Here is a 21800-nt window from a genome sequence, read left to right on the forward strand (position 1 = left end):
AGTCCGTTTGCCTCAGCGGCTGTGCGAGGTCAGCTTGGCCAGCGGCGAGGCCATGCTGACCCCGGGGGCGGCGCTACGGGCGGCCGGCCGGCTGACCGGCGAGGGCTGGGCTTCGTCCAGCGCCTCGTCGGCGCTGCCGCTGAGGGCCGGCACGCCGTCGGGGTTGCGGCGCATGGCCACGCCGACGGTCAGGATGTCGATGACCAGCAGATGCAGGATGCGGCTGATCATGGGCAGGTGGGTGGACACGTCCTCGACATGGTCGACGATCAGCGTGGCATCGGCCTTCTTGGCCAGCGGCGACTGGCTGGCCGTGATGGCGACGACGGCGGCGCCGCGTTCACGCGCCTTGTCGGCTACCTCCAGCAGCTCGCTCAGCTTGCCGCTGCTGCTGATGATGACGGCCACGTCGCGCGGCCCCAGCACGCCGGCGGCCAGGGTCTGCAGCCGCGGGTCGGTATGGGCGCTGCTGGGCACGCCGAAGCGCAGGAACTTGAACTGCGCATCCTGGGCCACGACGCCGTAATGGCCGACGGCGAAGAACTCGATGCGGTTGGCCTGGATCAGCAGCTCGATGGCGCGGTCGATCATTTCGCGGTTCAGCTCGCTGCGCACCTGCAGGATGGCCGAGGCGGTGTTGCCCAGCACCTTGGTGCCCAGCTCCACCACCGAGTCGTCGTGCATCACCTGGGTGTGGGTCACCGGCACGGTGCCGGTCAGGCCCGAAGCCAGGCGCAGCTTGAAGTCCGACAGGCCCTCGCAGCCCAGCGATCGGCAGAAGCGGATCACCGTGGGCTGGCTGACGTGGGCGGCTTTGGCGATCTCGGCGATCGGGTCGTTGAGCACGTCGCGCGCGTGGGCAAGCACATGTTCGGCCACGCGCAGCTCGGCCGGCGAGAGCTCGCTGCGGGCACGGCGGATCTGGCTGAGGATGGCCGAACCCGGCGTGCCTTCCAGTGTGCGTAGCTGGGCATCCAGGATGGCCGAGGCGCCCATGAAGGTGGCCTGCTCGGCAGTGATCACATAGGTCGGGATGCCGGACACGTAGTCGCGGAAGCGGCCCTTGTCCTCGAAACGGCTGCGGAAGCGCGACTGGTCGAAATAGGCGCCCAGCCGCGGCACGATGCCGCCGCCGATATAGATGCCGCCCAGGGCGCCCAGGGTCACGGCCAGGTTGGCCGCCGCGGTGCCGAGCAGGGCGCAGAACATTTCCAGGGCTTCGACGCAGACCGGGTCGCTGGCCTCCAGCGCGCGCTGCGTGATGTCGGGTGCTGACAGCGGCGTGGCACCCACGCCGGCCCGCTGGGCCAGTGCGCGATAGATCAGCTCCAGGCCAGGGCCGGAGACCAGGCGCTCAAAGGAAACGTGCTCGAACTGCTGCCAGGCGAAGCGCAGGATGTCGATCTCGCGCTCGTCGCGCGGCGAGAAGCTGGTGTGGCCGCCCTCGGCGCCCAGCGAGATCCAGCCGTCGCCCGAGGGAATCAGGCCCGAGGTGCCCAGGCCCGAGCCCGAGCCCAGCACGCCGATGACGCTCTGGCGGCGCGCCTCGCCGCCGCCGATCTTGCGCAGGTCGCTGGGCTTGAGACGGGGCACGGCCATGGCCAGGGCGGTGAAGTCGTTGACCACGACCAGGGTGTCCAGCCCCAGGCGCTGGCGCATTTCCTCGATGGAGAACTGCCAGTGGTAGTTGGTCATTCGCACCGAATCGCCTTCGACCGGGTTGGCGATGGCGATGGCTGCGTGGCGCACCTCGATGCTGGCCGGCAGCAAGGCCAGGTAGGCGCTGACGGCGGCGTGGAAGTCGGGGTGCTCGGCACAGCGCAGCGAAGCGATCTGGCTGAACTCGCCCGGCGCCTCCTCCAGCGCGAACCGGGCATAGGTGCCGCCAATGTCGGCAATCAGTCGAGGGTTGTCGAATGGAGGCATGGCGGCGCTTCGAGAAGGCTGGGGAGCAGGTGGCGCGCGATTATCAAGGCGCCTAGGCTCCCCGATTTGGGGCATGGCGCCGGTGGCGTCAGGAAATTTTGCTTCATTGTCGCCATCCCCAAGCCGCTGGCGAGTCGATGAAACCCAGGGGTCTGTAGCCAAGTTACAGTCGATCTTCACTGACGAAAACCAACAATCTCATAGATGAGTGGCGATGCTCTTGTGAAGATGATGTAGTTTTGCTACCTTCTGCCAACTTGTACCAATCCTTCAGCCCCCGGGGTCGGCGCCGTTCGCATTGCGGCCAGGCCAACCGCGGGGGCGGGGTTCAGCCCGTGTCAGCTCTGTTGCCTTTGCGTTCCTGCGTGCGCCAATTCCCGTGTTTCGTCCTGCCAGCCTGGAGGCTTGGCCGATGAATCAGCCCTGCCTGGTGGCTGACATCGGCGGCAGCAATGCCCGCTTCGGTCTGGTCGAGAAGAGTGGCGGATCGGTGGTCCATGTGCGCACCTTGCCGGTGGCTGCCCATGCCGGGCTGGCCGAGGCGGTCGAGTCCTACCTGGCAGGCTTGCCGGGCGGGGCGGATGCTCTGCCTATCAAGCCGGTGCTGGGCGCGGTGGCCGTGGCGACCGCGATTGCCGGTGATCGGGTCGAGTTCACCAACAGTCCCTGGAGCTTTTCCATCGAGGCCGTGCGCACACGCCTGGGCCTGGACAAGCTGCTGGTGCTGAACGACTTCGAGGCACTGGCCCTGTCGCTGCCGCGGCTGCGCGGCGACCAGCTGCATGCGCCCGATGGATTGCCCACGCCCAAGGGCACGCTGGCCGTGATCGGCCCGGGTACCGGGCTCGGTGTCGGCGGCGTGATCGAGACCGCGCACGGCTGGGTAGCGCTGCCGGGCGAAGGTGGCCATGCCACGCTGGCGCCGGCCGATGACTATGAGAGCGAGCTGCTGGCCCTGGTGCGGCGGGACTACGCCCATGTCTCGGCCGAGCGGCTGCTGTCTGGCATCGGGCTGCCGGTCCTGCATGGTGCCGTGGCGCGACAGGCCGGGCATATGGTGGCGCCGGCCTTGACTGCCGAGCAGATCGTCGAGGCCGGTACCACGGGCAGTGATGCGCTCTGCGTCCGCACTCTGGAAGTGTTCTGCGCCCTGCTCGGCGGCTTCGCCGGCAGCGTGGCCCTGACCCTGGGTGCGCGGGGGGGTGTCTATATCGGTGGCGGCATCGTGCCGAGGCTGGGTGAGCTGTTTTTCCGTTCGCGCTTTCGCGAGCGATTCGAGGCCAAGGGGCGGTTCCGCGGCTATCTCGAGGTCGTGCCCACGGTGCTGATCACCGACACGCTGGCGGCCCTCAGTGGTGCGGCACTGGCCTTGGAGCAGATTGACCTGTAGTTCATGTAGTTGAACTACTAATGCAAACCACCGAATGGCAGCGGCACTTTGATTTCACCCGGATTGCATGGTGGTTACCCTAGGTTTGCCTGTGTTTTTTGTGCAAATCCGCAATCAAGAAAGCGAACTTAGGGGTTCCTTTGTATTGGATGCGATCTAGTTTTAGTACAGAATTCTTCAAAACAAGTTCCCGAATCCCCGACAAGAACTACTCCAGATCGTTGCGGGGCTGTGTTGTTCCAAGAAAGCTTCAGGAGACAAACGATGACGAAAGCACGACAGACGCGTGAGCTTTTCCGTCTCAGCCCGGTGGTGGCTGGCTGCACGGTGCTCATGATGGCTGGCGCCCATGCGCAGACTGCGCCCGCGCAGCAGCCGCAGGCCCAACCGCAGACGCTGGAGACCGTGACGGTGACCGGCATCCGCAAGGGCATCGAGGATGCGATCTCGGCCAAGAAGGGCTCGGACTCCATCATCGAAGCGATCTCGGCCGAAGACATCGGCAAGCTGCCCGATGCCAGCGTCGCTGAATCGGTCTCCCGTCTGCCGGGCGTCGCCTCGCAGCGCAACAAGTCCACCGGCAAGGCCTCCAGCGTCAGCGTGCGCGGCATGTCGCCCGACTTCAACGGCGCCTTGCTGAACGGCCGCGAGCAGGCTTCCAGCGGCGACAGCCGCGGCGTCGAGTTCGACCTCTATCCGTCGGAGCTGCTGGCTTCGGTGCTGATCTACAAGAGCCCGGACGGCGCCCTGGTCGGCCAGGGCCTGGCTTCGACGATCGACCTGCAGACGGTGCGTCCGCTGAACTTCAGCAGCCGCCAGGCCGCGGTCAACTACCGCAAGCAGCGCACCGGCGTGGCCTCGGGTGCCGGTGAAGGCACGGGCACGCGCAAGTCGGTCAGCTACATCGACCAGTTCGCCGACAAGACCATCGGCGTGGCCGTGGGCCTGGTCAAGTTCGACGAGAAGGGCGCCGACCAGCAGAAGTTCAATTCCTGGGGCGGCTGGACGCTGCCGTTCGCTCCTAGCGGTGGCGCTGGTTCGCCGCTGCTGGCCTGTGACGGCCCGACCCCGCCGGCCGGTTGCACCACCGGTGTCAACAAGGTCAACGTGATGGGCGGCTTCACCGCCGATACCGAGAACAGCACGGCCACCCGTGAAGGCCGCATGGCCACGCTGCAGTGGAAGCCCAACAAGGACTTCGAGTCGACCTTCGACTACTTCTATTCCAAGGGCCGCTTCGGTCTGAAGAAGACCGGTCTGGAAGGCGCCATCGGCGACGATGACAACAGCGCCTACGACCCGCGCGGCCAGATCACCAACTACACCATCGCCAACGGCGTGGTCGCATCGGGCACGCTGAGCAACTACAAGGGCGTGGTGCGCAACCACTTCGAAGGCGGTGACGACAGCCTGAAGTCCTGGGGCTGGAACAACAAGCTCAAGCTCAAGGACTGGACGCTGCTGGCCGACATCTCGCAGTCCAAGGTCGTTCGCGACTCCTCGCGCTACGAAACCACGGCCGGCCAGCCGGGCAATGGCAACAAGAGCGCTGCCGGCCTGGGTTCGATCAGCTGGACCGGCTTCAATGGCCAGAACTTCACCGACGTGAAGTACACGACCAGCCTGAGCTATGCCGACCGCGCCATCGCCAAGCTGACCGACGTGGACGGCTGGTCGGGTGGCGAAGGCTCGCCGCAGGCCGGCTATGTCGCCCTGCCGCATGTGCAGGACAAGATCGACAGCTTCCGCCTGTCGGGCAAGACCGATCTGGGCTGGGGCCCCATCGTCAGCGGTGAGTTCGGCATCAACGTGACGAACCGCGAGAAGATCCGCCAGACCCAGGAAGGCCGTCTGTTCATCAAGGGCACGGACCCCTATGGCGCCACCGCCGTGCCGGGCTCTGATGTGGCCATTGCCGGCACCACGGGCCTGCAGGTCGTGTCCTGGGATCCGCGTGGTTCGCTGGGTTCGATCTACGACCTGGCCAAGAAGGTCGACTCCGACATCCTGAACAAGGACTGGAGCGTCAAGGAAAAGGTCACCACCGGCTACTTCAAGGGCGACCTCGATGGCGACCTGGGTGGTCTGCCCTACCGCGGCAATGTCGGCCTCCAGATGGTCCACACCGACCAGTCGTCGACCGGCTTCAACGTGGACCGTGCGAACTGCACCGGCAACACCGCCGCGACCTGCCCGGGTGCCACCGTGGCCCAGGGCAAGACCTACACCGACATCCTGCCCAGCCTGAACATGAACTTCGACCTGGGTGGTGACCAGGTGATGCGCTTCGCTGCGGCCAAGGTGCTGTCGCGGGCCAACATGAACGACATGCGGGCCAGCCTGGGCTACACGGTCAACAACACCGGTGTGCAGATCCTGACCGGCGACGGCGGCAACCCGAAGCTGAATCCGTTCCGCGCCAAGGCCATCGACCTGTCGTACGAGAAGTACTTCGGCAACAAGGGCTACTTCAGCGCCGCCGGCTTCTACAAGAAGCTGGACAGCTACATCCTGCGCGTGCCGACGGTGTTCGACTTCAAGCCCTACACCAGCGCCGCCACGCCGCTGCCGACCACCGGCCCGAACAAGGGCTCGACCGTGGGCCTGCTGAACCAGCCCATCAATGGCGAAGGCGGCAACATCCACGGCATGGAGTTCGCGATCAACGTGCCGCTGAACTTCGTGTCCTCGTGGCTGGACGGCTTCGGCATCATGCTGAACCACTCCGACACCTCGAGCTCGGTCGAGCTGCCCACCTCGGGCTTCTCGGTGGAGAACGTGGGCACGGTGAAGATCCCGATGCCGGGCCTGTCCAAGAAGGTCACGAACCTGCGCTTCTACTACGAGAAGGCAGGCTTCCAGATCGCCGTGGCCCAGCGCCATCGCTCGGACTTCCTGGGTGAGGTCAGCGACTTCCAGGACAACCGCCAGCTCACCTTCATCAAGGGCGAGTCCATCGTGGACCTGCAGCTGTCCTACGAGTTCCAGTCCGGTTGGCTGAAGGGCCTGTCCCTGCTGGCCCAGGGCAACAACATGACGAACTCGGAGTTCCAGCGCTACAACACGGACCGCAACGTGGTGACCGACAAGATCAAGTACGGCAAGACCTACCTGTTCGGCATCAACTACAAGCTGTAAGCCTCCTCCGGCTCCTCGACTTGACCCCTGCCGGCCCTGGCCCGCAGGGGTTCTTTTTTCTTTATTCTTCGAGCATGAAGCAGACCCCCATCAAGACCGTCGTCATCGTCGGTGGCGGCACCGCCGGCTGGATGAGCGCCGTGGCCCTGGCCACCGTGCTGCGCAATCGCTACGAGATCCGACTCGTCGAGTCCGACGAGATCGGCATCGTCGGCGTCGGCGAGGCCACGATCCCGATGATCCAGCGCTTCAACAAGACCATCGGCCTGGACGAGAACGAGTTCGTGCGCGAAACCCAGGGCACCTTCAAGCTGGGCATCGAGTTCGTCAACTGGGGCCGGCTGGGCGACCGCTACATGCACGGCTTCGGCCGCGTGGGCCAGGACCTCTGGACCGTGCCCTTCGAGCAGTACTGGCGCAAGCAGCACATGGCCGGCAAGGCGCGGCCGCTGGAGGAGTACTCCATCACCCGCATGGCCTCCAAGGCCAACAAGTTCCTGCCGGCCCAGGCCGACCTGCCGAACTCGCCGCTGGGCGAGATCGCCTACGCCTACCACTTCGACGCCAGCCTCTATGCGCGCTACCTGCGCAAGCTGGCCGAGCAGCGCGGCGTCAAGCGCACCGAGGGCATGATCTCTCATGCCACGCGGCGTGAGGGTGACGGCCATGTCGACGCGGTGGTGCTCAAGAGCGGCGAGCGGATCGAAGGCGATCTGTTCATCGACTGCTCCGGCTTCCGTGGCCTGCTGATCGAGCAGCTGCTCGAGACCGGCTACGAGGACTGGACGCACTGGCTGCCCTGCGACCGCGCGCTGGCCGTGCCCTGCGAGTCGGCGCCGGTGCTGACCCCCTACACCCGCTCGACGGCGCACAAGGCCGGCTGGCAATGGCGCATCCCGCTGCAGCACCGCATCGGCAACGGCCATGTCTATTGCAGCAATGCGATAAGCGACGACGAGGCCGCGGCCACGCTGCTGGCCAACCTGGACGGCAAGCCGCTGGCCGACCCGCGCATGATCAAGTTCAAGACCGGCATGCGCAACAAGAGCTGGGTCAAGAACGTGGTGGCCATCGGCCTCTCGAGCGGCTTCCTGGAGCCGCTGGAATCGACCAGCATCCACCTGATCCAGGCCTCGATCCAGCAGCTGATCGACTTCTTCCCCGACCAGGGCTTCAGCGCCACCGATGTCGAGGAATTCAACCGCCAGAGCCGCTTCCACTTCGAGCGCATCCGCGACTTCATCATCCTGCACTACCACCTGAACCAGCGCACCGACTCGGAGTTCTGGAAGGCCTGCGCTTCGATGGAGATTCCCGAGACGCTGAAGGAGAAGATGGACCTCTACCGCAGCCACGGCCGCATCTTCCGCTTCAACAACGAGCTGTTCACCGAGGTGGGCTGGCTGCAGGTGATGGAGGGCCAGAACCTCGAGACCCGCGGCTACCACCCGCTGGTGGACGTGCAGACCGAGGCCGGCATCGAGGAATTCCTGGAAGCGGTGCGCGAGGTGATTGGCAAGTGCGTGGACGTGATGCCCGAGCACTCGGCCTACATCGCGCAGCATTGCAAGGCCGCGCCGCTGAAGATGTAGGCGCCAGGCCGCCTGCCGGCCGCGAAAGGATTGATTCCCATGAGATCCCTGTTCCGGCTGCTACAGGCCGTGGCCGCCACGGCCTGCCTGGGCGCCTTGCCTCTCCAAGCCATGAGCCAGAACGCTGCAACCGACATGCCCCATGTGGCCTGGTCCCGCCAGGCCACGATCTACCAGGTCAACCTGCGCCAGCACACGCAGCAAGGCACGATCAAGGCCTTTGCCAAGGACCTGTCGCGCATCCGCAAGCTGGGGGCCGACATCCTCTGGTTCATGCCGCTGCAACCGATAGGCAAGAAGGAGCGCAAGGGCGGCCTCGGCAGCTACTACTCGATCAGCGACTACACGGCCGTCAACCCCGAGTTCGGTACGCTGGACGACATGAAGGCCATGGTCAAGCAGGCCCATGGCCTGGGCTTCAAGATCATCCTGGACTGGGTGCCCAACCACACGGCCTGGGACCATGCCTGGACCACGCAGCACAAGGATTGGTACAAGCTGAACGACAAGGGCGAGATCTTTCCGGTCACCTTCCACGAGGGCCCCGAGCCCGAGTACTGGACCGACGTGGTTGCCCTGGACTACCGCAGCGAAGACCTGCGCAAGGCCATGATCTCGGCCATGGCCTTCTGGCTCAGGGAAGTGGACCTGGACGGCTTCCGCTGCGACGTCGCCAGCCTGGTGCCCACCGACTTCTGGGAGCGGGCGCGCCGCGAGCTCGATGCGATCAAGCCGGTCTTCATGCTGGCCGAGTCGGACAAGCCCGAGCTGCACCGCAGTGCCTTCGACATGACTTACAGCTGGGACCTGGCCGACGTGTTCAAGGCCATAGGCAAGGGCAAGGCCGGCGCGGCCGAGCTGCGGGCCTGGCTCAAGGCCGAGAACGGGGGCAAGGCGGCCAAGGTCTATCCGCGCCATGCCTACCGCATGCGCTTCACCAGCAACCATGACTTCAACTCCTGGCACGGCACGGACCGCGAGCTCTACGGCGAGGCCTATCAGGCGCTGGCGGCGCTGACGTTCACGCTGCCGGGCATGCCCCTGGTCTACGGCGGCCAGGAGTCGCGGCTGGACAAGCGGCTGGAGTTCTTCGAGAAGGACGCCGTCCAGTGGAAGAGCTACGAGCTGCAGGGCTTCTACGCCGAGCTGATGGCGATCAAGCATGCCAATCCGGCGCTGGCCAACGGCCAGTACGGCGCACCGGCCGAGATCCTCGACGCCGGCAATGAGCAGGTCTTCGCCTTCCGCCGCCAGCTGGGCCGCAACGTCGTCACCATTGCGGTCAATCTTTCGGCCGCTGATCAGTCCTACCGGCTTGAAGGCGCGTCCCGAAAGCTGGCGCCCTGGGGCTGGTCCATCGCGACCCGGCATTGATGGGCCTGCGCCGACTGCTGGTGACCGGCCTGGGCGGCACGCTGGCGCCGCATCTGGCCCGCGCGGCCGAGGCCGCCGGCTGGCAGGTGCTTGGCTGGGACCGCCGTCGCATCCCGGTCGACGACGAACAGGCCGTGGCCGCCCATCTGCAGGCCAGCCGGCCCGATGCCATCGCCCATCTGGCCCTCGGCTCGCCTTCATGGTCGCGCGGTCTGGCCGAGCATGCGGCGCAGCAAGGCCTGCCCCTGCTCTATACCAGCACGGTCATGGTCTTCGACCACGAGCCGGACGGGCCGCACCGCCCGCAGGACGAGCGCACCTCGAAGGACGACTACGGCCGCTCCAAGATCGCCGGCGAGGACGCGATTCGCGGCGCTCATCCCGGTGCCTGCATCGCCCGCATAGGCTGGCAGATCGACGAGCATTCCAGCGGCAACAACATGCTCGCCACGCTGGAGCAGTGGCAGCGCGAGCAGGGCCGCATCGCGGCCAGCCGCGCCTGGATTCCGGCCTGTTCCTTCATGACTGACACCGCTCAAGCCTTGCTGGCGCTGATCGAGGAGCCGGCCGCGGCCGGCCGTGTGGTCCATCTGGACAGCAATGCCGAGTCCGCCCTGAGCTTCGACCAGGTGGTCCAGGGCCTGGCGCGCCGTTTCGAGCGCAAGGCCTGGCGCATCGAGGTCAACGAGGACTACCGGCATGACCAGCGACTGGCCGATGCCGGGCCGGCTCGCCTGCCATCACTCACCGATCGCCTCGCTCAGAAGCCGTAGCGCCTGCGTATGGCCGGCAGCGTGCCGTCGGCTTCCAGTGCCGCGAGTGCGCCGTTGATCTGGGCCAGCAGTGCGGCGCTGACGGTCTTGCGGCTCAGCATCAGGCTGACCGGCGCCCGTTGCTCCGGCAGGGTCAGTCGCGCCAGCGGCGTGCCTTCGCTGCGGCCCAGGTGGAGCAGGGCGGGAATGTCGCCGACGATCAGGCTGGCCCGGCTGCGCTGCAGCATGCCCAGGCCGCGCTGGGCGCTGTCGTAGGGCTCGAGCAGGCCGGCGGGCCGCAGCTGGTCGATCAGCAGGTCGAGCTCGCCGCCCAGTCGGTGCTTGGGTGCCAGCAGCTTGATGCGGCGCTCGACCAGGCGGGCATAGCTGTGCAGCGCGGCGAACTCGCCCAGCCTTGATTCCAGGCACAGCAGGCCTATCCATTCCTGGCGGTAGGTGCTGCTGAACCTGAACTCGCTGGTCCGGTCCTCGGTGACCGTGGCCGCCAGCAGCATGTCCAGCTCGCCGGCGGCCAGCAGCTGAGGCCGGCGCCGGCGCGGGGTTTCGGCCACCAGTTCCAGCCGGTAGCCGATGCGGTGCAGCACGGCCTCGATCAGTTCTACATCCAGTCCGGCCGGCCGGCCGTTCACCATGTGGACGTAGGGTGGCCAGTGGGCCTGCACCATGCGCAGCCGCAGGGCGCCGGTCGCGCGGGCCGAGCGAGTACCGAGCAGGCCCACGAGCAGCGCCAGCAGGCGGCGGCGCGAGGGCGGAACTGCGGGATCGTGGAGCATGGCGGCAGCGGCGGGACCTGCCCATTGTGGGCCCGCCGGGCCGCATCAGGCGTAGCTCAGTTCGTCCGCCTTCCCCCAGAACACGCGGTAGGCGAACACCGTGTAGGCCGCTATGGCCGGCACCGTGATCGCGCAGCCCCAGAGGATGAACTGCAGCGACTTGGGCGCGGCCGCGGCCTGCCAGACCGTCATGCGGTCGATCAGCACGAAGGGGTAGAGGCTGTAGGCCAGGCCCAGGAAGCCCATCAGCATCACCAGCACCATCAGCGCGAACGGCAGCCAGCACAGCTTGCCGAGCACGCGGTGCGAGTTCAGCAGCGCGCGCAGGCCCAGCAGGGCCAGGCCGGTGGTCAGCGGAATCGGCAGCAGGGCGATCAGCTCCGGCAGACGGAACCAGCGCTCGGCCACCGTGGGGCTGACCAGGGGCGTGGCCAGCGAGATGCCGAGCAGGCCCACCACCACCGCGGGCCAGGCCTGCTTGGCGCGGCGCACGGCCAACTGCTGCAGCTCGCCTTCGGTTTTCATGATCAGCCAGCCGGCGCCGAGCAGGGCATAGGCCGCCGCATTGGCCAGGGCGATCAGGGCTGCGAACAGCACGAAGCTCCAGCCCTCGGCGAAGCCGGTGATGTAGCGCGCCAGCATCCAGCCCTGGGCCAGCGAGGCCAGGGCCGAGCCGAGCATGAAGGCCCGGTTCCACAGCGGCTTCAACTGCGCCTGGGCCTTGACCCGGAAGTCGAAGGCCACGCCGCGCAGCATCAGGCCTATCAGCATCAGGGCCACCGGCAGGTAGAGCGCCTGCAGGATCAGGCCATGGGCCTTGGGAAACGCCACCAGCAGGATGCCCACGCCCAGCACCAGCCAGGTCTCGTTGGCATCCCAGAACGGGCCTATGGAGGCGACCATGCGGTCCTTGTGCTCGTCGCTGGCGCCGGACATCAGCAGGCCCACGCCCAGGTCGTAGCCGTCCAGCACCACGTAGACCAGCAGGGCCAGGCCCATCAGGGCTAGGAATACCAGGGGCATCCAGTCGTTGGCGTGTGGGTTCATTTGCTTGGGCTCCCGGCGGGTTTCTCGGCCATGTACTTGATGACCGATACATAGGCCACGATCAGGCCCAGGTAGAGCGTGCAGTAGGCGGCCAGCGACATCGCAATGGTCGGGGCCGGCGTCTTGGAGGCCAGGTCGGCGGTGCGCAAGAGGCCGTAGACGAGGAAGGGCTGGCGGCCGATCTCGGTGACGTACCAGCCGGCCAGCGTGGCCAGCCAGCCCGAGAAGCTCATGGCTGCCAGGCCGCCGAGCAGCCAGCGCGGCAGGGCCTCGGCATGCCAGCCTCGGCGCCGATACAGCCACAGTCCGACCCAGCTGAAGGCCAGCATCAAGAGGCCGGTGCCGACCATGACGCGGAACCCGAAGAACAGCGGCTTGACCGGCGGATGCGCACCCTTGAAGTCGTCGAGGCCGCGGATCTCGCCGTCCGCCTCGTGGGTCAGGATCAGGCTGGCCAGCTTGGGCACCGGCACTTCGAAACGATTGCTGCGCGTCTTCTCGTCGGGCCAGGCGAACAGCAGCAGCGGCGCACCGCGCTCGGTCTGCCAGACGCCTTCCATGGCCGCGATCTTGGCCGGCTGGTGCTTCAGCGTGTTGAGGCCGTGCAGGTCGCCGACCCAGATCTGCAGCGGTATCAGCAGGGCGCCCAGGCTGAGGCCCAGGCGCAGCACCGAGGGCGTCCAGTCCTGGGCCTTGCGGCGCAGCAGCTGCCAGCTGGTGAGGCCGGCCAGGATGAAGGCCACGGTGAGGCCCGACGCAAGCAGCTTGTGCGCCAGCCGGTACGGGAAGGAGGGGTTGAAGATCACCGCCCACCAGTCCAGCGCATGGAACTCGCCGTTGATGATCTCGTAGCCCTGGGGTGTCTGCATCCAGGAGTTCAGGCTCAGGATCCAGAAGGCCGACAGCGTGGTGCCGAACGCGACCAGGAAGGTGGAGGTGAGGTGCACCCGCTCGCCGACCCGGCCATGGCCGAACAGCATGATGCCCAGGAAGCCGGCCTCCAGGAAGAAGGCGGTCAGCACCTCGTAGCCCAGCAGCGGGCCGGCGATGTTGCCGGCCTTCTCCATGAAGCCCGGCCAGTTGGTGCCGAACTGGAAGCTCATGGTGATGCCGCTGACCACGCCCAGCGCGAAGGTCAGCGCAAAGACCTTGGTCCAGAAGCGATAGGCCGAGAGCCAGCGGTCCAGGCCGGTGCTGAGCCAGCGCCAGCGCATGAACAGCAGCACCCAGGCCAGGGCGATGCTGATGGTGGGGAACAGGATGTGGAAGGAGATGTTGGCGGCGAACTGGGCGCGCGCCAGGAGCAGGGCATCCGGCATGGCTCAGGCCTCCCGCGCCGGCTTGATGCGGCCGGTGAACTCCAGCAGCTTCTGCACCTTGGAGCCCATCTTCATCAGCTGGCCCAGGGTCTGCGTATCCATGCGCTGCACGTCGTCGAACCAGCTGGTCAGCAGCTCGATCAGGTCGTGCATGCCGCGCATGCGCTCCTGGGCATAGCGCTCATCCGGCGTGGCCGGCGTTTCCAGCAGGGCATTGCGCAGCATGGACAGCGTGGGCTCGATCTCGCGTCGGCGCCGCTCCTCGGCCAGCGTGCGGAAGATCTCCCAGGCATCGCCCGGTGCCTCGAAGTACTCGCGCCGGTCGCCCGGCAGATGCTTGAGCCGTACCAGGCGCCAGGCCTGCAGCTCCTTGAGCCCCATGGAGACATTGGAGCGGCTGAACTCCAGCGCCTCGGCCAGCTCGTCGGCGTTCAGCGGCCGCGGTGAAACGAAGATCAGGGCGTAGATCTGCCCCACCGTGCGATTGATGCCCCAGCGGCTGCCCATCTCGCCGAAATGCGCGACGAAGCTGCGGACCAGGGGGCTCATGGCTTCCATGTGGATCTGCCTTTCAATGTTCTCGGTCAAGGGACCTGCGGCTCTGACGGGTGGCCGCCTTGTTCTGGCGCAAGTTTGTGCTGAATTTTCAGTAATTTCTGAAAATTCAGCAAGCCACCGGTCTGAAGAACCTTGTCGGGTGTGGGGCCGTGTTGCGGCGCCGATTGGGTCCCTGGAGCCTGCCATGCCCATATATGCTCGGCGGCTGCAGCCCCGTCGGCAGCGAGGAACGTGCCGCTAGCTCACCGAGTCCACAGGAGGTCCAGCACCATGAAGCATGTCGTCGCCGCGCGTCTCCTTCCAGCCCTGCTGCTGGCCCTCGCACTGCCTGCGAGGTCCGCCGAGACGGCCACGGCGCCACCCACAGCCGCCTCGGCACTGGCCCGTGGCAGCGTGCTGTTCTGGTCCTTCGAGGAGCAGAAGGCCGGCTATCCCCACATGGAGGACCTGTACCCGACCCGGCTGGTCAAGCGCGGTGGCACAAGCACTCCGCTGCCGGTGGCCGCCAAGCCGCTGGAGATCAGCTTCAAGGTCGGCGACCAGACCTGGACCCTCGACGACTACATGAGCCGCAACCGCGCCGCCGGCCTGCTGGTGCTGAAGGATGGCCAGGTGGTGCTGGAGCGCTACGCGCTGGGCCAGTCGCCGCAGATGCGCTGGACCAGTTTCTCGGTGGCCAAGTCCTTCGCCTCGACCCTGGTCGGCGCCGCGATCCGCGACGGCAAGATTGGCGGCCTGGACGATCCGATCACCCAGTACCTGCCCGGGCTCAAGGCCTCGGCCTATGACGGCGTCACCGTCCGGCAGTTGCTCAACATGACCTCGGGAGTGCGCTGGAACGAGGACTACGGCGACCCCAACTCCGACGTGGCCCGCTTCGCCGCCGAGCCCAGCGTGAACGGCTCGGACCCGGTGGTGAGCTACATGGCCCGGCTGCCGCGCGAAGCCGCGCCGGGCAGCAAGTGGGTCTACAAGACCGGCGAGACCAACCTGGTCGGCTCTCTGGTGCGGGCGGCGACCGGCAAGACCCTGTCGGACTATCTGTCCGAGAAGGTCTGGCAGCCGCTGGGCATGGAGGGCGACGCCTACTGGATGCTCGACCGCTCGGGCGCTGAAATCGCCGGCTGCTGCCTCTCGGCAACGCTGCGCGACTATGGTCGCTTCGGCCTGTTCTTCATGGGCGGCGGGCGCCTGGCCAATGGCCAGGCCGTGGTGCCGGACGGCTGGGTGGAACAGGCGGTCACCACCACCCGCGAAGCCACCGAAGGCCTGAAGGGCCGCGGCGGCTATGGCCTGCAGTGGTGGACAACAACCGGCAAGGCCTATCGGGCTTCCGGCATCTTCGGCCAGGGCCTGTGGATAGACCCTGAGCTGCGCCTCGTGGTGGTCACGCACAGCGCCTGGGTAGGCGCAACCGACCCCCAATCGGCCCAGATCCGCCAGGCCTTGATCGACGCGATCACGACCCACTACCGGAAGAACTAGCCATGGCGGATTACGTCGTCGAATTCGGCAAGGACGGGCAGCCGCTGCCATCCGACGGCCGTCTCGATGCGGCGGCCTTCCATCGCAACCACGAACCGATCTGGGCGGTGCTCGGGCCGCGTCTCGAAGGCAAGACCGGCGAGGTGCTGGAGGTCGGCAGCGGCACCGGCCAGCATGTCGTGCATTTCGCGCGCAGCGCGCCCGGCATCCGCTGGTGGTCCAGCGACTTCAACGAAATCCACTTGCTGAGCATTGCCGCCTGGCGCGCCCATGCACAGCTGCCGAATCTGCAGGCGCCGCTCCGGGTCGATCTGTCCGATCCCGACTGGTGGAGCGGCGTGCAGGCCCAGGGGCCGCGAGAGCTGCTCGCCCTGTTCTGTGCCAACGTCATCCATATCGCGCCCTGGCAGGTCGCCGAGGGCCTGTTCGCAGGCGCAGGCCGTGCCCTGGCGACCGAAGGGCGGCTGTATCTCTACGGGCCGTTCAAGCGTGAGGGCCTGCACACGGCGCCGTCCAATGCGGCCTTCGACGCGAGCCTGCGCGAAGGCAATCCCGAATGGGGCGTGCGCGATATCTCCGACGTAGAGGCGCTGGCATCCGCGGCCGGCCTGGCCCTGCTGGAAACCGTGGCGATGCCGGCCAACAACCTGATCCTGGTGTTCGGTCGGCCCTAGCCGACCATCAGATCAGGCCCTTCCAGCCCCGCTCGTGATGCAGGAAGGCCTCGCGCAGCAGACGTTGCTGCTCGTCCGGCAGCGGGCCTTTGTCGACGATGGCCAGGTTGCGCTTGAAGTTTTCCAGCTTGCTGGTGCCGACGATGCTGCTGGCCACGCCGGGCAGGTGGGCGACGAAGCGCAGGGCCAGTTCGCCCAGGTCGGCATCCGCCAGTTGGGTCGCGATGCCCATGGCCTGCCAGCGGTCCCAGTACTGGCCTTCGGCGTAGTCGCTCGGCCGCTCGGCGAAGCGCCAGATCGCGCCGGCCAGCGGCCGCTTGGCGATCAGGCCCAGGCCCTGGCGCTGGGCCTCGGGCAGACGCACCGTCAGGTTGACCTGGTCACAGACGCTGATCGAGGTTTGCAGCGAACCGAAGGCGCCGCTCGCGATGGCGAAATCCAGTTCGGCGTTGTCGCCCGAGTAGGCCGCCACGCGGATCTTGCCGGCCGCCTGGCAGTCCTGCAGGGCGCGCACCACCTCGCCTTGTTCCAGCGTGGCCAGCGGGCAGGAATGCAGATGGACGACGTCGATCACGTCGGTGCGCATCACGCGCAGTGCGCGCTCTATGCCCTGGACTATGCAGCCGTAGGTCCAGTCGGGCACGCCCTCGACGCCGTAGCCGACCTTGGTGGACAGCACGAACTCGTGGCGGCGGCGAGATAGATAGCGGCCGATGCGCTCTTCCGAGAGCCCGTAGCTGCGGGCCGTGTCTATCAGGTTGACGCCCAGGTCCAGCACCTGGTTGAGCAGCCGCTCGGCGTCTTCTTCGGAAGTGCGCTCGTCGTTGAGGTGCATGGCGCCGAAGCCGAGGCGGCTGACGCGCAGGCCGGTGCGGCCGAAGTCTTGGAGGTTCATGGGGCAGAAGAGATCAGGACGGCGCCGGAGAGCGGCGGCAGGGTGAGGGTCAGCCGGCCATCGGCGCCGACCTGGAAGGGCTTGTTGCTCAGGGCATCACGTAGCTGCTTGCCGCGCAGCGCGGCCGGCGCAGCCAGCTTGACGGTGCGAGCCGTGTTTGCGTTGTTGGTGGCCGTGACGGCCCAGCGTTCCCCATCCTGGCGGGCCAGGGCGATCACGTTGGCATCGAGGTGAATGGGCGCGCTGATCGATCCGTGGCGCAGCACCGCATGCTCGTTGCGCATGGCCGTCAGGCGCTTGAAGTCGGCGAGCAGGGTTTCATCAGGCTTTCCGCCTTCGTCGGCCCAAGGGTAGGTCGCGCGGTTGAACGGGTCGTCGCCGCCGGCCAGCCCAACCTCGTCGCCGTAGTAGATGGTTGGCGAGCCGGGGAAGCTCATCTGGAACAGCACGGCCAGCTTCAGCCGCAGCTTGGCTTCTCTCAGCTTGGCCTGATTGCCGTCGTCGTGATAGCCGAAATGATGCAGGGCGCGAGCCTGGTCATGCGTCGAGAGCAGATTCATCAGCGCATAGAAGGTCTGCGGCGGATAGGCCTCGCGCATCAGCTCGATATTGGCGTACAGCTTTCTCGCATCGCCGCCGGCCGCGTACTCCAGCAGTGCGTTGCGGAAGATGTAGTTCATGGTCGAGTCGAACGTGTCGCCGAGCAGGTACTTGCTCGCGTCAAACCAGGTCTCGGCCACGGTCAGCGCATCGGGCCTGTGGGCCTTGATCGCCTTGCGCCACTCGCGCCAGAAGTCGTCCGGCACCCAGGGCGCCACGTCCATGCGCCAGCCGGCCGCACCGCGGTCCAGCCATTGCTTCATCACCGAGTCCTTGTCGCCATAGGCAAAGGCGCGGAAGGCCGGCGAAGCCTTGTTGATCTCGGGCAGGTCCAGCACGCCGACCCAGCCCTTGTATTGCTTGTCGGGCTCGGTCTGCTTCGTGTCGAAAGTGAACCAGCTGGCGTAGGGCGATGTGGCGTTGATCTTGGCGCCGTCAAAGGCGCCGCCAGCCTTGTAGTTGCTGAAGCGATTGAAGTAGGGCGAGTCCTGGCCGACGTGGTTCAGCGAGGTGTCGGGGATCACGCGGATGCCGCGCCTGGCAGCCTCGGCGCAGAGCCGCTCGAAGTCGGCATTGGTGCCGAAGGCCGGATCGATCTGCGTGTAGTCGCCGGTGTCGTACTTGTGGTTGCTGGCGGCGCGGAACACCGGCGTCATGTAGATCGCATTGGCGCCCAGGGCCTTGATGTAGTCCAGCTTCTCGATGATGCCGGCCAGGTCGCCGCCGAAGAAGTCGTTGTTGGGTAGCACGTCGGAGCCGTCGCCCGAGCCTGGCTTCCAGGGCTTGTCGAGCCAGTTCTTGTGCAACTCCACGGTCTTGTCGTGGTAGCGGTCGCGGCCCGGCTGGGGGTCGTTCCTGCGGTCGCCGTTGCGGAAGCGCTCGGGGAAGATGTAGTAGTAGACGAGGTCCCTGGCCCAGTCCGGCACCTTGAAGTCGGCGGCGTAGACGGTCTGGCGGTAGCGGCGGATGCGCTTGTCTTCCGTTGGCTTGTCCTCCGCAATGCCGACACCCATCGTGCCCTTCTCGCGGGTCCAGAACACCTTGTCGCGGTTGTTGCCGTAGACGTACGTCTGGCCGGCAATGCGGGCCTCGAAGTGGTAGCCGTACACGGCGGGCTCGGCAAAGCGATGAGAGGCGGTCCAGCGTTCGTGCTTGCCGTCCGAGTGCCTGGCCATGGCGATGCGGGTCAGCGGCTGGTACTCCAGCACCTCCTGATTGCCTTCGAGGCGGCGCTTGGCGAGCACCAGGTCCAGTTGCTCGACACCGGGCAAAGCGCTGAGGGCGAAGCTCACCTCGCTGCCGGCGGTCACGGCGCCGAAGGGCTGCTTGTCGGCGATGGAACGAGAGTCGAAGCGCAGGCTGCGCGCGACGGCATTGCTCACGCCCGGCAGTGGCTTCGGCGCTGGCAGCTTGCCCGCGAAGGGCTGAATCTGCAGGCTGGGCGCGGCGCCTTCGAGGCGCAGCGTCAGCTGGTAGCCGCCCTTGAAGCGCTGGCTCATCGCCGGGCCCTTGAGCTGCAGCTGGGCCGGTTTGCCGCCGAAGTCGGCGTCCGGCGACCAGTCCTCGTCACCGATCTTGAACTGGTGCTCGCCGGCCAGCTTCAGGTGCAACTCGTAGCGGTCGCAGACATAGGCGAAGCGCTGTGCCTCCTCGGCACTCCAGCCATTGAAGCTGCCGCGCAGGAACAGGTCGCGCTGGCCCAGCGGCGAGGGCCGGCAGGCGCCTGCTGCCGTGGCAGGCAGCGCAGCAGTGGCGGCCATCGCGGCTACCAGCAACAACAGGGTCTTCTGCATCATTGCACTCGCTTGTAGCGGCTGTAGCCACCCATCTCGCTGGGCCTGGGCTGCAGCACCAGAACGCTGTGCGCAGGCATCTCGACCACGAAGGAGCCGGCGCCAAAGGCGACGGTCGGCGCAGGTGACACCAGGCCGAGCAGGTCGATCATGGGCGTGCCGTCCATCAGGTGGGCGTTGGCAACCATCAGCCGCTCGCGCACGGTCTGGTTGCTGGGGTTGGCAATGACTATGCGTGTGTCCAGCGCCTTGTCGGTGTGACGCTCGAAGGCGAACAGCTGCTGCGATTCGATCAGCCGGAAGTCGCCGATGCGCAGCGCGCGATGCGCCTTGTGCAGCGCGATCAGCTTGCGGACCCAGGACAGCTCGGGGTTGTCCTCCCGAACCAGGTCCCAGCGCATGGGGCCGCGGTTCTCCGGGTCGGTACCGCCCACCATGCCGACCTCGGCACCGTAGTACAGATTGGGGGCGCCGGGCAGTGTGAACTGCAGCGCCTGGACCAGGCGGCGTTGCGCGGTCGCCGGCAACTGGGTGGCGATACGGGGGATGTCGTGGTTGTCGATCACCACCCAGGACTTCAGCAGGGGCTCGATGCCGGCGTCCCTGACCAGCCGGTCGGTCATGCGCGCGGCGGTCGCCGGGGCTATGTCGCCACTGGCTGCGCCCAGGATGATGTCGCGCAAGGAGAAGTTCATCACGGCGTCGATGGACTTCAGCCACTGGTCCGGGTAGTTGGCGATTTCGCCGACCACCAGGGAACCAGGCTTCTCCCGATGGGCGGCCTCGGTCAGCTCGCGAAGGTAGTTGTGACCGAGCTCGAAGGCGGTGTCGAGTCGCCACCCGTCCGCACCATCACGAAGGTAGGAGCGAACGACCGAGTCCTTGTCCAGCCAGAGGTGGCGTCGTACCGCGGGGTTTTCGAGCTTGAGCTCCGGCAGGTTCTGGAAGCCGGTCCAGACCAGCGCGCCGCCTTCGTATTGCGGGCCGATGGAGAACCAGTGGCGCCAGGGGCTCTTGGGATTGGCATAGGCGTCCTTGAAGACAGGCGCGTTGCGGCCCATGTGATTGAACACACCGTCCAGCACCACCTTCAGGCCGCGCTGGCGGGCATCCGACGCCAGGCGCTTGAAATCCTCACGGTTGCCGTACTCCGGGCTCAGCTTCTGAAAGTCGAAGGCGTCGTACTTGTGGTTCGTCCAGGCCAGATGGATCGGGTTCAGATAGAGCACATCGGCACCGAGTTGCTGGATGTGGTCCAGCCGCGTGGCGGCGCTGGCGAGGTCGCCGCCCCAGAAGTCGAGTTCGGCCGAGTTGAGCTTCTGGTCCGGCAGGTAGACGCCCGGCTTCGGCGCTTCACTCCAGGGCCGCAAGACCTTGGGGGCCGGATAGAGCGCACGCTTGGCCTCCAGGTTCGCACTGGGCACGAAGCGGTCGACGATGATCTGGTAGACGACGGCGCCATTGCGCCAGTCGCGCTCGCGGTTTTCGAAGGTGCCGGCCCATGCCGGCATTGCAGTTGCCGCCAGTGCGGCCAGGACCAGCGTCGCGCCCAGGGCCCGCCTCATCCCTTCACTCCGCCTGCCGTAAGGCCGCTGACGATCCAGCGTTGCGCGAGAAGGAACACGGCCGTGATCGGCAAGCCGGACAGCACCGCGGCCGCCGCGAAGTCGCCCCACAGGAAGCGCTGGTCATGCAGGAAGTACTTGCTGCCGACGGCCAGCGTCAGGTTGCCTTCCTCGCGCAAGAGCACGGAGGCCACCGGGTACTCGATGATGGTGCCTATGAAGGCCAGCACGAAGACCACCATCAGGATGGGCACGGCCATGGGCAGCAGCACCATGCGGAAGGCCTGCCAGTGCGTGGCGCCGTCGACCTTGGCGTTCTCCTCGATCTCGACCGGGATGGTTTCGAAATAGCCCTTGATGGTCCAGACATGCGTGGCCACGCCGCCGAGATAGGCCAGCACCAGGCCGGCATGCGTCTCCAGGCCTATGGCCGGCAGATAGCTGCCTATGGTCTCGAAAATGGCGTAGATCGCCACCAGGGCCAGCACCGCCGGGAACATCTGCAGCAGCAGCATCGAATTCAGGATCGGCGTCTTGAAGCGGAACTTCAAACGCGCGAAACCATAGGCTGCCGTGGTGGAGATGCCCACGATCAGGAAGGCCGCGATGGTCGCCACCTTGATCGAGTTCCACAGCCAGGTCAGCACCGGGAAGGGCGGCTGCACCAGGCTGCCATCGGCTGCCTGATACGGAATGCCCAGCGCGAGCTTCCAGTGCTCCAGGCTGATCTCGGTCGGTATCAGGCTGCCGGTGGCGAAGTTGCCGGGGCGCAGCGAGATCGACACCACGGCCAATAGCGGGAACAACGTCAGCGCCAGGAAAACCCAGAGCAGCGCATGCGCGCCGAACACGCGCCAGCGCGCCTGCTTGCCTCGAACGATTGCCATATGCCGAGTCC

At 66.6% G+C, this 21800-nt stretch carries 16 protein-coding genes; 7 read left to right on the forward strand and 9 right to left on the reverse strand.

Annotated elements, in window-relative coordinates; all coding sequences use genetic code 11:
• Nucleotides 1–12: 12 nt before the first annotated feature.
• Entirely contained in the window at nucleotides 13–1926 is a 1914-nt protein-coding gene (locus tag QT382_RS01025; protein ID WP_289252189.1) for a glucokinase, read from the reverse strand.
• Nucleotides 1927–2338: 412 nt separating this feature from the next.
• Between QT382_RS01025 and glk the strand changes: the two genes are divergently transcribed.
• From glk to QT382_RS01050, 5 genes are all read left to right on the forward strand, one after another.
• Nucleotides 2339–3316, forward strand: a complete 978-nt coding sequence (gene glk, locus QT382_RS01030; RefSeq protein WP_289252190.1) for a glucokinase — start codon at nucleotides 2339–2341, stop codon at nucleotides 3314–3316.
• Nucleotides 3317–3580: 264 nt separating this feature from the next.
• Nucleotides 3581–6454 (forward strand): TonB-dependent receptor, encoded by a 2874-nt coding sequence (locus tag QT382_RS01035; RefSeq protein ID WP_289252191.1) that lies wholly within the window; start codon nucleotides 3581–3583, stop codon nucleotides 6452–6454.
• Nucleotides 6455–6528: 74 nt separating this feature from the next.
• Nucleotides 6529–8046 (forward strand): tryptophan halogenase family protein, encoded by a 1518-nt coding sequence (locus QT382_RS01040; protein ID WP_289252192.1) that lies wholly within the window; start codon nucleotides 6529–6531, stop codon nucleotides 8044–8046.
• A gap of 39 nt (nucleotides 8047–8085) precedes the next feature.
• A complete protein-coding gene (locus tag QT382_RS01045) occupies nucleotides 8086–9420 on the forward strand; it encodes an alpha-amylase family glycosyl hydrolase (protein WP_289252193.1) in 1335 nt (444 codons plus the stop codon).
• Nucleotides 9420–10193, forward strand: a complete 774-nt coding sequence (locus tag QT382_RS01050; protein WP_289252194.1) for a sugar nucleotide-binding protein — start codon at nucleotides 9420–9422, stop codon at nucleotides 10191–10193. Before QT382_RS01045 ends, QT382_RS01050 begins: the two co-directional genes overlap by 1 nt.
• Here QT382_RS01050 and QT382_RS01055 read toward each other — a convergent pair.
• From QT382_RS01055 to QT382_RS01070, 4 genes are read right to left on the reverse strand one after another with little or no spacing between them, the layout of a single operon-like run.
• The gene (locus QT382_RS01055) at nucleotides 10181–10966 is read right to left on the reverse strand and encodes a substrate-binding periplasmic protein (protein WP_289252195.1); all 786 of its coding nucleotides are present in this window, start codon (nucleotides 10964–10966) and stop codon (nucleotides 10181–10183) included. The two genes, QT382_RS01050 and QT382_RS01055, sit on opposite strands and share 13 nt — an antisense overlap.
• 45 nt (nucleotides 10967–11011) lie before the next feature.
• Nucleotides 11012–12013 carry a cytochrome d ubiquinol oxidase subunit II gene (locus QT382_RS01060; RefSeq protein WP_289252196.1) on the reverse strand — a complete coding sequence of 334 codons (1002 nt, stop codon included), beginning with the start codon at nucleotides 12011–12013 and terminating at the stop codon, nucleotides 11012–11014.
• Entirely contained in the window at nucleotides 12010–13332 is a 1323-nt protein-coding gene (locus QT382_RS01065; protein WP_289252197.1) for a cytochrome ubiquinol oxidase subunit I, read from the reverse strand. The genes QT382_RS01060 and QT382_RS01065 overlap by 4 nt, the downstream gene beginning before the upstream one ends.
• Before the next feature lie 3 nt (nucleotides 13333–13335).
• The gene (locus QT382_RS01070; protein ID WP_289254664.1) at nucleotides 13336–13890 is read right to left on the reverse strand and encodes a GbsR/MarR family transcriptional regulator; all 555 of its coding nucleotides are present in this window, start codon (nucleotides 13888–13890) and stop codon (nucleotides 13336–13338) included.
• Between the two features lie 270 nt (nucleotides 13891–14160).
• On the opposite strand from QT382_RS01070, the gene QT382_RS01075 reads away from it, so the two are divergent.
• Nucleotides 14161–15375 carry a serine hydrolase domain-containing protein gene (locus QT382_RS01075; protein WP_289252198.1) on the forward strand — a complete coding sequence of 405 codons (1215 nt, stop codon included), beginning with the start codon at nucleotides 14161–14163 and terminating at the stop codon, nucleotides 15373–15375.
• Nucleotides 15376–15377: 2 nt separating this feature from the next.
• Nucleotides 15378–16049 (forward strand): DUF938 domain-containing protein, encoded by a 672-nt coding sequence (locus QT382_RS01080; protein ID WP_289252199.1) that lies wholly within the window; start codon nucleotides 15378–15380, stop codon nucleotides 16047–16049.
• 7 nt (nucleotides 16050–16056) lie between these two features.
• Here QT382_RS01080 and QT382_RS01085 read toward each other — a convergent pair whose 3' ends face one another.
• From QT382_RS01085 to malG, 4 genes are read right to left on the reverse strand one after another with little or no spacing between them, the layout of a single operon-like run.
• Complete coding sequence (locus tag QT382_RS01085; protein ID WP_289252200.1) at nucleotides 16057–16944, reverse strand: aldo/keto reductase; 888 nt, start codon at nucleotides 16942–16944, stop codon at nucleotides 16057–16059.
• Entirely contained in the window at nucleotides 16941–19337 is a 2397-nt protein-coding gene (locus QT382_RS01090; protein WP_289252201.1) for an alpha-amylase family glycosyl hydrolase, read from the reverse strand. The genes QT382_RS01085 and QT382_RS01090 overlap by 4 nt, the downstream gene beginning before the upstream one ends.
• Nucleotides 19337–20902: a glycoside hydrolase family 13 protein gene (locus QT382_RS01095; protein ID WP_289252202.1), complete on the reverse strand. Its 1566-nt coding sequence runs from the start codon at nucleotides 20900–20902 to the stop codon at nucleotides 19337–19339. The genes QT382_RS01090 and QT382_RS01095 overlap by 1 nt, the downstream gene beginning before the upstream one ends.
• The gene (gene malG, locus QT382_RS01100) at nucleotides 20899–21789 is read right to left on the reverse strand and encodes a maltose ABC transporter permease MalG (protein WP_289252203.1); all 891 of its coding nucleotides are present in this window, start codon (nucleotides 21787–21789) and stop codon (nucleotides 20899–20901) included. Before malG ends, QT382_RS01095 begins: the two co-directional genes overlap by 4 nt.
• Nucleotides 21790–21800: the final 11 nt, after the last annotated feature.

This window comes from Pelomonas sp. SE-A7 (assembly GCF_030345705.1).
Lineage (GTDB): Bacteria > Pseudomonadota > Gammaproteobacteria > Burkholderiales > Burkholderiaceae_C > JAUASW01.